This window comes from Mesorhizobium sp. WSM4832 (assembly GCF_055811115.1).
Map to the genome: position 1 here is coordinate 468,126 of NZ_JBVVQH010000001.1, position 11,823 is coordinate 479,948.

Here is an 11,823-nt window from a genome sequence, read left to right on the forward strand (position 1 = left end):
TGCCGATCTTGCGTCAGGCTACCAAGCTGGAGCAGCTCCAGGTCAAGCCCGAATCTTTAATCGGGCTGTTCTGCGGGCGACAAGAATCCCGCTCAAATGTCCAGATTGGCGACCGACAGCGCGTTGTCCTGGATGAACTCGCGGCGCGGCTCCACCTCGTCGCCCATCAGCCGCGAGAACAGCGAGTCGGCGTCGGTCGCGTCGTTGACCTTGACCTGCAGCAGCGAACGCACATTCGGGTCGAGCGTGGTTTCCCAGAGCTGCTCGGCATTCATCTCGCCGAGCCCCTTGTAGCGCTGCATGGTCAGGCCCTTGCGGCCGGTGGCGAACACCGCGTTGAGCAGGGCCAGCGGCCCCGAGACGGTTTCGGAGACATCCTTGCGGCGCAGCGCCGGAGGCGTCCCGTAGACCTCGCTGAGGCGCTGTGCATAGCGGTCGAGCTGGCGGGCGTCAGCCGAATTGATCAGTGCCATGTCGAGATGGGCGTATTCCTTGACGCTGCGCACGGTGCGCTCGAACACATAGCCGCCGGTCCCTTCGTTCGACGTCGACATCCGCCCCGTCCAGCCGCGCTCGGTGTCCTCGGCGATGATGTCGAGACGTTGTGCGACGCGCTCGGCCATGGCGTTGGCGCGGCCAAGATCGTCAAGCACGTCGGGATTGAGCGCGCCGGCAATCGCCGCCTGTTCGACGACGCTGCGGCTGTAGCGCGTGTGCAGCCCGTTGATCAGGTGGCGCACCGCCAGCGCGTCGTCGATCGCCCCGCGCAGGTCCTGTCCGGTCCGCACCTCGCCGGAGCCGAGCGTCAGCGAAGCCTCTTCCAGGCCGGAGCCGATCAGGAATTCCTCGAAGGCGCTTTCGTCCTTCAGATATTGCGAGCTCTTGCCCCGCGTCACTTTGTAGAGCGGCGGCTGGGCGATGTAGAGATGGCCGCGCTCGATCAGCTCCGGCATCTGCCGGAAGAAGAAGGTGAGCAACAGCGTGCGGATATGGGCGCCGTCGACGTCGGCGTCCGTCATCAGGATGATCTTGTGATAGCGCAGCTTGTCGGCATTGAACTCGTCCTTGCCGATCGAGGTGCCGAGCGCGGTGATCAGCGTGCCGATCATGTCGGAGGAGAGCATGCGGTCGAAGCGCGCGCGCTCGACATTGAGGATCTTGCCGCGCAGCGGCAGGATCGCCTGGTTCTGGCGCGAGCGCCCGCCCTTGGCCGAGCCGCCGGCCGAGTCACCCTCGACGATGAAGATTTCCGACTTCGCCGGGTCGCGCTCTTGGCAGTCGGCGAGCTTGCCGGGCAGCGAGGTGACGCCGAGCGAGCTCTTACGGGTGATGTCGCGCGCCTTGCGCGCGGCCTCGCGCGCGGCGGCTGCCTGGATCACCTTCTCGACCACCACCTTGCCTTCGGCGGGATGCTCCTCCAGCCAGGTGCCTAGCGCCTCGTTGACCAGGCCTTCCACCACCGGGCGGACTTCCGATGAGACCAGCTTGTCCTTGGTCTGCGATGAGAATTTCGGGTCAGGCACCTTGACCGAGAGAACCGCGGTCAGCCCTTCGCGGCAGTCGTCGCCGGTCAGCGCCACCTTCTCCTTCTTGGTCTGGCCGGAGGATTCGCCATAGCCGGTGATCTGCCTGGTCAGCGCGCCGCGGAAGCCGGCCAGATGCGTGCCGCCGTCGCGCTGCGGGATGTTGTTGGTGAAAGCCAGCACATTCTCGTGGTAGCTGTCGTTCCACCACATCGCCACCTCGACGGTGATGCCGTCTCGCTCGGCGCGGATGGCGATCGGCGTCTCGATCAGCGGTTTTTTCACCCGGTCGAGATATTTGACGAACTCTTCCAGGCCGCCGTCATAGTGCAATTCGTGGCGCACGAGGTCGGCATGGCGTGCGTCGGTCAGCACGATGCGCACGCCGGAATTGAGGAAGGCGAGCTCGCGCAGCCGGTGCTCCAGCGTGCCATAGTCGAACTCGACCATGGTGAAGGTCTCGGACGACGGGAAGAAGGTTATCTCCGTGCCGCTGCGGCCTTCATAGGTGCCGGGCTGCTTGTTCTGCTCATACGTGCCGGTCACCTTCAACGGCGCGTCGGCGTTGCCGTGCGTGAAGCTCATCTCGAAGATTTCGCCGTTGCGGCGGATCTTGAGCTTGAGCCAGGCGGAAAGCGCGTTGACCACGGAGACGCCGACGCCGTGCAGACCGCCGGAAACCTTGTAGGAGTTCTGGTCGAATTTGCCGCCGGCATGCAGCTGCGTCATGATCACTTCGGCCGCCGAAACGCCTTCGCTGGAGTGGATATCGGTCGGAATGCCGCGGCCATTATCGATGACGGTGACGGAACCATCGGGGTTGAGCGTCACCGAAACGAGGTCGGCGTGGCCAGCCAGCGCCTCGTCGATGGCGTTATCCACCACCTCATAGACCATGTGATGCAGGCCCGAGCCGTCGTCGGTGTCGCCGATATACATGCCCGGCCGCTTGCGCACGGCATCCAACCCCTTCAAAACCTTGATGGAATCGGCGCCGTACTCGGCTTCCGCGCCAATGGCGCTTTCGGTCTGGTCGCTCATGAAAACCTGTCTGATTGGTGCCGCTGATACAGCGCGGAAAAATGGCCCCGAATCGCGCCGTTTTGATGTCCTAGATATAGGCGCAAATGGTTGCTTTTCCAAGGTTTGCGGGCATTTTGCCGGCTTGGCGACAAGCAGGGTCGAAAATGCTTCCGCGCCTTTGTAACGCGACCGGCGAACAAACCATAAAACCTGCCTGCACTTGCAAAATCGATGCAAGTGACTTGCTGCCCGGACACATGGACGCCCTCTTCGTCGGGCACTACATTCGGCGCTGTCAGCGGAGCATCTTCATGGACACGCAGCCTGCCCCCTTCGTGCCGCCCGCGCCGAAGCCGCGCACCACGCCGCCTTCGACGCTGGAGATGATGCGCATCGTCTACCGAAACCCGCTCGAATTGTGGGGCGAGCATACCTACAACGAGCCCTGGATTTCGGCGAACGGCGTGGGCGGACATCTGATCGTCGCCAACGATCCCGGCCTCATCCGCCACGTGCTGATCGACAACGCCAAAAATTACAAGATGGCGACGGTGCGCCAGCTGATCCTGCGCCCGATCCTGCGCGACGGCCTGCTGACCGCCGAGGGCGAGGTCTGGAGACGCTCGCGCAAGGCGATGGCGCCGGTGTTCACGCCGCGCCACATCTTCGGCTTCGCCCAGCCGATGCTGAAGCGCACGCTGGACTTCGTCACCCGCTACGAGACCGGCGGCATGTCGGACATTGCCCACGACATGACGCTGCTCACCTATGACATCCTCGCCGAGACGCTGTTTTCCGGCGAGATCGCCGGCGAGCCGGGAAGTTTCGCCAGCGAGATCGACCGCCTGTTCGAGACCATGGGCCGCGTCGATCCGCTCGACCTTCTGCGGGCACCGGAATGGCTGCCTCGTTTGACCCGCATCCGCGGCCGCAAGACCATGGCCTATTTCCGCAACATCGTCGCCGGCACGGTGAGGATGCGCGAAGAGCGGATGAAGCGCGGTCCCGACGGCGTGCCGCAGGATTTCCTGACGCTTCTCCTGCGGGCCGAGGGACCGGAGGGGCTGACGCGCGCCGAAGTCGAGGACAACATCATCACCTTCATCGGCGCCGGCCATGAGACGACCGCGCGTGCGCTGGGCTGGACGATCTATTGCCTCGCCGAGGCGCCCTGGGAGCGCGACAAGGTCGAGCAGGAGATCGACGCCGTGCTGGCGCGCGAGCCCGATCCGACGAAGTGGCTGGATGCCATGCCGCTCACCCGCGCCGCTTTCGAGGAGGCGCTGCGGCTCTATCCACCGGCGCCCTCGATCAACCGAGAGCCGATCGAGGCGGAGACCTGGAACGGTCTTTACATCCCGAAATACGCCGCCGTGCTGGTGATGCCCTGGGTCGTGCACCGCCACCGCAAGCTATGGGACAGGCCGGACGCCTTCTTGCCAGAGCGTTTCCATCCGGAAAACCGCGACCGGATCGACCGCTTCCAGTACCTGCCCTTCGGCGCCGGGCCGCGCGTCTGCATCGGTGCCAGCTTCGCCATGCAGGAGGCGATCATCGCACTGGCGATCCTGCTGTCGCGCTTCCGCTTCGACGCGACATCCGAAACGCGGCCATGGCCGGTGCAGAAGCTCACCACGCAGCCGCAGGGCGGCCTGCCGATGCAGGTTTCGCGTCGCGGCTAAAGCAATTCCAGGAAAAGTGTGTAGCGGTTTTCCGTCCGGAATTGCGTAAAACAAATGGTGGTATTTCGATTACCGGTCGGCGATCGGCCGGCGCTGCTGGAACTGGCCGGCGGCGCGGAAGCGCCAGAGATAGCTGGGCAGGATGGTGGCGATCGCCTGCGGCTGGATACCGAGGCCGGCAAGCGTCCTGGCGGCCTTGGCGGCTTCGTCCGAAACGATATTGTGCTCGCGCAGCTGCAGCACCTGGTCCTTGGTCAAGAGCGGATTGGGCAGCAGCTGAAGGATCGACGCCTGGATGTTGGCCACCCAGAACGGCACCGGCACCAGGAGGCGACGGCGCTCGACGATCAAGAGCAGCTCTTCCATGCACTCCTTGAAGGTCAGAACCTGCGGGCCGCCGAGCTCATAGATCTGGCCGCCCTTGACCGTGCCGTCGACCGAACGCGCCACCGCTTCGGCGACGTCGCCGACATAGACCGGCTGCAGCTTGTTCTGTCCGCCGCCGATCAGCGGCAGCACCGGCGAGTAGCGCGCCATGTTGGCGAAGCGATTGAAGAAGCTGTCCTCCGGCCCGAAATTGATCGACGGCCGGAAGATGATGGCGTCGCCGATCGTGTCGAGCACCGCCTTTTCGCCGAGCGCTTTGGTGCGGGCATAGTCGGACGGCGAATTGAGATCGGCGCCGAGCGCCGAGATATGGGTGAGGCCGGCGCCGACGGCGCGTGCGGCCTCGGCGACGGCGCGCGCGCCGAAATCGTGCACTGCGCCGAATTTCTGGCGGCCCGTCTCGTGCAGGATGGCGACCAGGTTGACGACATGGTCGGCGCCCTGCACGGCGCGGTCGACCGACCAGCGCACGCGTACATTGGCCTGCACCGGCTGGATTTGGCCGACATTGCCGAGCGGCTGCACATGGCCGGCAAGGTCGGGCCGCCGGCAGGCGACCCGGATGCGATAGCCGCGCTTGGCCAGCGCCCGCACGACATGGCGACCGACGAAGCCCGAGCCGCCGAAGACGACGACGAGCTTGGGGGTCTGCAGGATTTCGGTCATGACTGGCTCCGCGCGCGAATGCTTGGCTGAAGCCGTTTCTTAATCCGTTTCTCGCCAAAGGCAAAGCGCGACCGGAGGTCGCCGTCGCCTTGTTTTTGAGCTTGCCCGGAAGGCGGCTCCCATCTGCGTATTTAGAAAACAGAAAACCCCGCCGAAGCGGGGTTTTCCGGGCAGTGTCCACGCCGAAGCAGGGTCCAACGAGGCGGCCTGACCTGAGACGGTATCAAGGTGGCGTGAAGCAAGCACGCCCGCCCCCGCCCTGAACGCCCGGCGCGGCGCCGCCAACCGCGAGCCGGACGGAGCCAACCAGAACGGCTCGCGGCGTGGGGTGCCGGATATGGGTCGTGTCAGGTCGGGAAAAGGTTCAACAGCGCGGCAAATCAGGCCGAATAACGCTCGGCGAATTCCGAAATGCGCTGCACCACCGCCTTGGACGTGGTGATGCCGCGTGCCTTTGCCTTCTCGGCGGCCTCGGCGCGGGAGCGGCCGGGAACATGCACGCCATAGCGCCGCCGCAGCCGGTCGAGCTGGTCCTTCATGCGCTGCTCGAATTCCGGATCGAGCAGCTTGGGTTCGATGGCGAGAACGAAGAGGCCGGTGGCGGGGCTGTCCGGTCCGCCCGAGAACCATGGCGCGTCGAGCGACCAGTTAGCGCCGGAAATGCCTGCCGCCAGCACCTCGACCATCAACGCGATGTTGGCGCCGCGCTGGCCGCCAAAGGCGAGCATCGCGCCCTTCATCGCCGCCGCCGGATCGGTGGTCGGATTGCCGCTGGCATCCAGCGCCCAGCCCTCCGGGATTTTCTTGCCCTCCTCGGCCGCCTTGCGGATGTTGACGAAGGCCGTGGCGCTCGACGACTGGTCGATGACCAGCGGCGGACCGTCGGCGGCGGGCGATGCGAACGACATCGGATTGGTGCAATAGACGGGCTTGATGGAGCCGGAGCCGGCCAGCACCGCCGGCCCGTTGGTGGCAGCGAAGGAGACCAGCCCCTGTTCGGCCAGCCGCCCGGTGAAATAGCCGAGCGCGCCGCATGTATAGGCGTTCTTTTGCGAGAAGATCGACACACCGAACAGCTTCGCCGCCTTGACCAGGTCGTCGATCGTGCGGTCGAAGCCGGTATGGGCAAGCCCGCCGCGCGCGTCGGAGAGATAGACGGCGAGCGCCGGCCTCGTGATCACGGGATCGGCGTTGCCGTCGATGCGGCCCGCTTCGAGCGCTTCGAGATAATCGATGAAATGCGACAGCCCGACCGTCGCCAGGCCCTCCGCCTCCGCCGCGATGATCGAGGCTGCGAGCGACCGCGCCGCCTCCTCATTGGCGCCGGCGCCGAGCGCCGCCATCCGGCATAGGCCTGTTGCCTGGTCGAGAGTGAGTTGCATCGTGATTGCCTCTAAGCGAATAGCGAATAGGGAATAGCGAGTAGGGGAGCCAGCGAACCGCCCGCTATTCGCTACTCCCTATTCGCTACTCGCTTCTACCCGATCTTGACGGGAATCCGAGCCTCTATCCGGCTGAAGGCAAAGACGAGAATACCCGTGATCGTCATATAGATCAGCGCCAGCAGCAGCAAAGGCTCGTAGGTCAGGTATGTGTCCTGCCGCACCTTGGAGGAGACGGCGAAGATATCGATGACGCTGATCGTCGCCACCAGCGGCGTCGATTTCAGCTGCAGCACCGTTTCGCCGGTCAGTGTCGGCAGCGCCCGGTAGAAGGCTTGCGGCAGCCAGATGCGGCGGAAGATCTTCCAGCGGCTCATGCCGAAGGCCCGGGCGGCCTCGAGCTGGCCCCTTGGCACGCCGGCGAAGGCGCCGCGCATCACCTCGCCCTCATAGCCGGCAAAGGACAAGGTCAGCGCCAGCACACCGTAAGGCCATGCCTGTCTCAGATAAGGCCACATCCAGGACTCGCGGATCCACGGATATTGCGGGAAGATCGAGCCGAGGCCGTAATACAGCAGCCAGAGCTGCAACAGCAGCGGCGTTCCGCGGATGATGGTGCAGAAGACCTTGGCCGGTGCCGAGAACCAGATCGGTCCGCCTGCCTGGGCGAGCCCGAGCGGCACGGCAAGCGCAAAGCCCAGCGCACAGGTGACGGCGAGGATCCAGAGCGACCGCCAGAGGCCCATCAGGCCCATTTCCCAATATTGCGGCAGCCAGTCCCAGCGCATGAAGAAGGCGGCGCAGAGAACCAGCGCCAGGGCTATCAGCATCAGCACGATGCGGTGCGGCTTGAGCCAGATCGAGGCGCGCGCCGCCATGTTGATCGCGGTGGCTTCGGCTGACATCAGCGCGCCTCCTTGACGGAGGGCATGCCGCGTCGCGACCAGGCTTCGACACGGCCGATGATCAGGTTGGAAAACAGCGACAGGGCAAGATAAAGCGCGCCGGCCGCGAGATAGAAAAGAAGGTAGGCCTTGGTCACGCCAGCCGCCTGGCGCGTTGCGAGGGTCAGTTCGAAGAAGCCGACGACGGCAAGCAGCGCTGTGTCCTTGGTGGCGATCAGCCACAGGTTGGCCAGGCCTGGAATGGCGAAGGGCAGCATCGCCGGCAGCGTGATGCGTCGCAGCATCAGGCCCGGCGACATGCCATAGGCGCGGGCGGCCTCGATCTGGCCTTGCGGGATGGCGAGGATGGCGCCGCGGATGACCTCGGTCGAATAGGCGCCCTGGACGAAACCCAGCACGAAAATGCCGGCCGCCAAGCCGCTGATGTCGATACGCTGATAGCCGATCGCCGTCAGCACCTGGTTGATGAGGTCGGTGCCGGCGTAATAGAGCAGCAGGATCAGCACCAGTTCCGGCACGGCGCGCACGACGGTCGTGTAGACCGCGAGCAGGTCTCGGGTCACAGGGCCGCCATAGAGCTTGCCGAAGGCGCCGGCGGTGCCGATCATCAGGCCAAGACAGGTGGCGCCTATGGCGATCTCGACCGAATGCAGCAGGCCGACCAGCAGCGTGCCGCCCCAGCCGGGCGCCACGGGTGACAGGAGTTCCATGATGCCGGCCGCGGAGGCCGGAAGAAAGGCGTCGATCAGCTTCGCCCCCGATTGCTGGCAAGCCGCTGACGGCCATGTCAGCGACGGGCATGCGTGGCAAGTGAGGGCATGGCGCGAACGCCATGCCCTCGCTCATTTGCGAGAGGGCTCAGTTCGACTGGGTGGCGCCGCCATAGATGTCGAAGTCGAAGTACTTCTTCGAGATCTCGTCATACTTGCCATTGGCGCGGATCACCTTGATGCCGGCGTTGAACTTTTCCTTGAGCGCGGTGTCTTCCTTGCGGATGCCGGCGCCGACGCCCGGTCCAAGCACTTCGTCGTCCGGAGCCACCATGCCCTTGAGGTCGCAGCAGGCCTTGCCCTGGTCCGACTTCAGGAATTCGCCGAGCGCGATCGAGTCGGCCTGCACCGCGTCGATGCGGCCGGCGGCCAGATCCTGGTTGGCCTCATCCTGGGTCTGGTATTCCTTGATCTCCTGCGCGCCGGTGAAGTGCTTCTTGGCGTACACGGCATGCACGGTCGAGACCTGGACGCCGATCACCTTGCCCTTGAGGTCGTCCGGGGTGGAGCCGAATTTCTGGTCCTTCGGACCGATTATCGCGGTCGGGGTGTTGTAGTACTTGTCCGAGAAGTCGATCGTCTTCTCGCGTTCGGCGGTGATCGACATGGAAGAGACGATGGCGTCGATCTTCTTGGTGGTCAGCGCCGGGATGATGCCATCCCATGCGACCGGCGTTATCACGCAGTCGAGCTTCTCTTCGGCGCAGACGGCGTCGACGAAATCGATTTCCCAGCCCACCCATTTGCCGCTGGCGTCGGGCGAGGTGAAAGGCGGATAGGGCTCGGCGGCGACGCCGATCTTGACCTGCTCGGCCTTGGCCACGCCACCCATCGCCGCGACGCCGAGAAGCAGCGCGGCAGCGAACGTCTTGAGAACAGTCTTCATGTCAGGACTCCCAGTTTGTTGTTGTTCCCGGTTTTTCGCCCCGCTTGATGCCGGCTGCTAGCCGACATTGCGGAGGAATTGTTTGAGCCTTTCGGACTTGGGTGCGCCGAATAGCTGTTCCGGCGGACCTTCCTCCTCGACCAGCCCGTTGTAGAGGTAGACGACATGTGTCGCGACCTCGCGGGCGAACTTCATTTCATGCGTCACCAGCACCATGGTGCGCCCCTCGCGCGCCAGGTCGCCGATCACCTTAAGCACCTCGCCGACCAGCTCGGGATCGAGCGCGGAGGTCGGCTCGTCGAACAGCATGACGCGCGGATTGATCGCCAGCGCGCGGGCGATCGCGGCGCGCTGCTGCTGGCCGCCGGACAGGAAGGCCGGATAGACGTCGCGCTTCTCCGCCAGCCCGACGCGGGCAAGCAGCTTCTCGGCCTGGACGATCGCCTCGTCGCGCTTGACGCCGAGCACATGCACCGGAACCTCGATGACGTTCTCGATCAGCGTCATGTGGCTCCACAGGTTGAAATTCTGGAACACCATGCCGAGCTTGGAGCGGATGCGCTCGATCTGCCTGCGGTCGGCCGGAACGGTGTGGCCATGGCTGTCGGCCTTGAGCTTGATCTCCTCGCCATTGACCCGGATGATGCCGCTGGTCGGGTTCTCCAGGCAGTTGATGCAGCGCAGCAGCGTCGATTTGCCCGAGCCGGAGCCGCCGATGATGGCGATCACCTCGCCGTCGCGCGCCGATAGCGAAACGCCTTTCAGCACATGCAGCTGGCCGAATTTCTTGTGCAGGTTTTCGACGTGGATCGCTTCTGCGGCGCCGTTCTGCGCCTCGCCGGATCGGAATTCGGCAGCGTCCACCGCGCTCACCGGGTGACCTCCATATGGCCGACGTCAGGTCGTCGAACGTCCATCCGGCTAATCAACATACGCTATACTGTTCCGCTCCTGCCTTCAGCATGGACCCGACAGCGCGAGCCCGTCAATCCCGCCCATTACGGCACTTGCGGCCTTGTTGTGCAAGTGTATAAATAGCTCTCCATGAAATTTTTTCGGTTTTTTTCAGCATAAAAGGGCATCGATGAGCGCTTTCGGATCACAGTCCATGGCGGCGCCGCTGCGGCGCGTGCTGATGCGCTCGGCCGCCAATGCCATGCGCGACGCCGACAGGGCTGCCTGGCATTATGGCCCCGGGTTCAACCCGGCGAAAGCAGCCACGCAGCATGCGGTCCTTGCCGAGCTGATAGCGGCTTCCGGTGCCGAGATCGAATGGATCGAGGACAAAGCCGACGCACTTTCGGATTCGGTGTTCACGCACGACCCGTCGCTGATGACCGACCGCGGCGCGCTGATCCTGTCCATGGGCAAGCCATTGCGCGCCAGGGAGCCCTCGCTGCATGAGGAAACCTACACAAGGCTGGGCATTCCGATCCTCGGCCGCGTCGAGGCCCCCGGCCAGGTCGAAGGCGGCGATTGCGTGTGGGTGGATGCCCGCACGCTGGCGATCGGGCGCGGTGTCCGCTCCAACCAGGAAGGCATCCAGCAGGTTGCCAACCTGTTGACGCCGCTGGGCGTTTCCGTCTACGGCTTCGATCTGCCGCTGTGGCAGGGCGAAGAGGCGTGCCTGCATCTGATGTCGGTGATCAGCCCGCTGGCCGACGACCTGGCGCTGGTCTATTCACCGCTTTTGCCGGCCCCGTTCTATCAGATGCTGAAGGCGCGCGGCATCAGGCTGGTCGAAGGCGACGCCGAAGAGTTCGCCGCTTCCAATGGCCTCAGCCTGAACGTGCTGCCGACCAGCCCGCTCAAGGTCATTGCCGTCGCAGGCTTTCCCAGGACCAAAGCCGCGATGGAAGCCGCCGGCTGCACAGTTGAGATCTTCGAGGCGGATGCGCTCTGCATCGCCTGCGAAGGCGGCCCGACATGCCTGACGCGGCCGATCCTGCGCCAATGAATGCGCGCCGTAAGTTCCGTCGCGAGGGCGAGGAGCGGCGGCGGCAGGATCTGATCGAAGCGACCTTGGACAGCGTGGCGGAGCATGGCCTGCAGGGCGCCACCTTGCGCACCATCGCATTGCGCGCCGGCGTCACCGCCGGGCTGATCCGGCACTATTTCCCCGGCAAGGAAGAATTGCTGCAGGAAGCTTATACTGCACTGGTCGGCCGCATGACCGAGCAGGCGAAAGCCGCATTGGCCATGGAAAATGCCTCGCCGCGCCAACGCCTTGCGGCTTTCGTTACCGCCAACCTCAACGCGCCGATCATCGACACGCGGGTGTTTTCGCTCTGGGCAACCTTCATCGGCCGCGCCGGTGCGGATCCGACGCTCGCCCGTGCCCACCGCGAAGGCTACCTTGGCTTTCGCAACGAGGTGGAAGCGGTCGTGGCCGAAGTGCTCGCCGCCGAACGACGCAAGACGGACGCGGGCGAGCTGCGTCACCATGCCATCGCCATCAATGCGATCATCGACGGGCTCTGGATCGAAGGCTGCCTGGCCGGCGAGATGTTCTCGCCCGGCGAATTGGCGGCGATCGGCATCAAGGCTGTCGAGGCCGAACTCGGCCTCGCGCCGCTGAAGCAATCCCAGGAAAAGTGAG

At 64.7% G+C, this 11,823-nt stretch carries 10 protein-coding genes; 3 read left to right on the forward strand and 7 right to left on the reverse strand.

The window, feature by feature from the left end:
• Positions 1-92: 92 nt before the first annotated feature.
• Positions 93-2,564 (reverse strand): DNA topoisomerase (ATP-hydrolyzing) subunit B, encoded by a 2,472-nt coding sequence (gyrB, locus tag AC0L2L_RS02230; RefSeq protein ID WP_473575885.1) that lies wholly within the window; start codon positions 2,562-2,564, stop codon positions 93-95.
• A 293-nt stretch (positions 2,565-2,857) separates the two neighbouring features.
• Between gyrB and AC0L2L_RS02235 the strand changes: the two genes are divergently transcribed.
• Complete coding sequence (locus AC0L2L_RS02235) at positions 2,858-4,228, forward strand: cytochrome P450 (protein ID WP_473575886.1); 1,371 nt, start codon at positions 2,858-2,860, stop codon at positions 4,226-4,228.
• Positions 4,229-4,297: 69 nt separating this feature from the next.
• On the opposite strand, the gene AC0L2L_RS02240 is transcribed toward AC0L2L_RS02235, so the two are convergent.
• The 6 genes from AC0L2L_RS02240 to AC0L2L_RS02265 all read right to left on the reverse strand — a co-directional run bounded on the left by AC0L2L_RS02240 (position 4,298) and on the right by AC0L2L_RS02265 (position 10,097).
• Positions 4,298-5,281 (reverse strand): complex I NDUFA9 subunit family protein, encoded by a 984-nt coding sequence (locus AC0L2L_RS02240; RefSeq protein WP_473575887.1) that lies wholly within the window; start codon positions 5,279-5,281, stop codon positions 4,298-4,300.
• A gap of 380 nt (positions 5,282-5,661) precedes the next feature.
• Positions 5,662-6,663 (reverse strand): Ldh family oxidoreductase, encoded by a 1,002-nt coding sequence (locus tag AC0L2L_RS02245; protein WP_473575888.1) that lies wholly within the window; start codon positions 6,661-6,663, stop codon positions 5,662-5,664.
• 95 nt (positions 6,664-6,758) lie between these two features.
• Positions 6,759-7,568, reverse strand: coding sequence for an ABC transporter permease (locus AC0L2L_RS02250; protein ID WP_027166177.1), 810 nt, complete (start codon positions 7,566-7,568; stop codon positions 6,759-6,761).
• On the reverse strand, positions 7,568-8,278 hold the full coding sequence (locus AC0L2L_RS02255; protein ID WP_156913441.1) for an ABC transporter permease: 711 nt from the start codon (positions 8,276-8,278) through the stop codon (positions 7,568-7,570). The genes AC0L2L_RS02250 and AC0L2L_RS02255 overlap by 1 nt, the downstream gene beginning before the upstream one ends.
• 148 nt (positions 8,279-8,426) lie before the next feature.
• The gene (locus AC0L2L_RS02260; RefSeq protein WP_473575889.1) at positions 8,427-9,224 is read right to left on the reverse strand and encodes a transporter substrate-binding domain-containing protein; all 798 of its coding nucleotides are present in this window, start codon (positions 9,222-9,224) and stop codon (positions 8,427-8,429) included.
• Between the two features lie 57 nt (positions 9,225-9,281).
• Positions 9,282-10,097 (reverse strand): ABC transporter ATP-binding protein, encoded by an 816-nt coding sequence (locus AC0L2L_RS02265; RefSeq protein ID WP_473575890.1) that lies wholly within the window; start codon positions 10,095-10,097, stop codon positions 9,282-9,284.
• Between the two features lie 211 nt (positions 10,098-10,308).
• Between AC0L2L_RS02265 and AC0L2L_RS02270 the strand changes: the two genes are divergently transcribed.
• Positions 10,309-11,181, forward strand: coding sequence for a dimethylarginine dimethylaminohydrolase family protein (locus AC0L2L_RS02270; RefSeq protein ID WP_473575891.1), 873 nt, complete (start codon positions 10,309-10,311; stop codon positions 11,179-11,181).
• Positions 11,151-11,822, forward strand: coding sequence for a TetR family transcriptional regulator C-terminal domain-containing protein (locus tag AC0L2L_RS02275; RefSeq protein WP_473575892.1), 672 nt, complete (start codon positions 11,151-11,153; stop codon positions 11,820-11,822). Before AC0L2L_RS02270 ends, AC0L2L_RS02275 begins: the two co-directional genes overlap by 31 nt.
• The last annotated feature ends 1 nt before the right edge of the window (position 11,823 follow it).

Excerpts from the sequence above, each read along its gene's own strand:
- gyrB (WP_473575885.1), bottom strand. The coding sequence starts at position 2,564 with ATGAGCGACCAGACCGAAAGCGCCATTGGCGCGGAAGCCGAGTACGGC.
- AC0L2L_RS02235 (WP_473575886.1), top strand. The coding sequence starts at position 2,858 with ATGGACACGCAGCCTGCCCCCTTCGTGCCGCCCGCGCCGAAGCCGCGC.
- AC0L2L_RS02240 (WP_473575887.1), bottom strand. The coding sequence starts at position 5,281 with ATGACCGAAATCCTGCAGACCCCCAAGCTCGTCGTCGTCTTCGGCGGC.
- AC0L2L_RS02245 (WP_473575888.1), bottom strand. The coding sequence starts at position 6,663 with ATGCAACTCACTCTCGACCAGGCAACAGGCCTATGCCGGATGGCGGCG.
- AC0L2L_RS02250 (WP_027166177.1), bottom strand. The coding sequence starts at position 7,568 with ATGTCAGCCGAAGCCACCGCGATCAACATGGCGGCGCGCGCCTCGATC.
- AC0L2L_RS02255 (WP_156913441.1), bottom strand. The coding sequence starts at position 8,278 with ATGGAACTCCTGTCACCCGTGGCGCCCGGCTGGGGCGGCACGCTGCTG.
- AC0L2L_RS02260 (WP_473575889.1), bottom strand. The coding sequence starts at position 9,224 with ATGAAGACTGTTCTCAAGACGTTCGCTGCCGCGCTGCTTCTCGGCGTC.
- AC0L2L_RS02270 (WP_473575891.1), top strand. The coding sequence starts at position 10,309 with ATGAGCGCTTTCGGATCACAGTCCATGGCGGCGCCGCTGCGGCGCGTG.
- AC0L2L_RS02275 (WP_473575892.1), top strand. The coding sequence starts at position 11,151 with ATGCCTGACGCGGCCGATCCTGCGCCAATGAATGCGCGCCGTAAGTTC.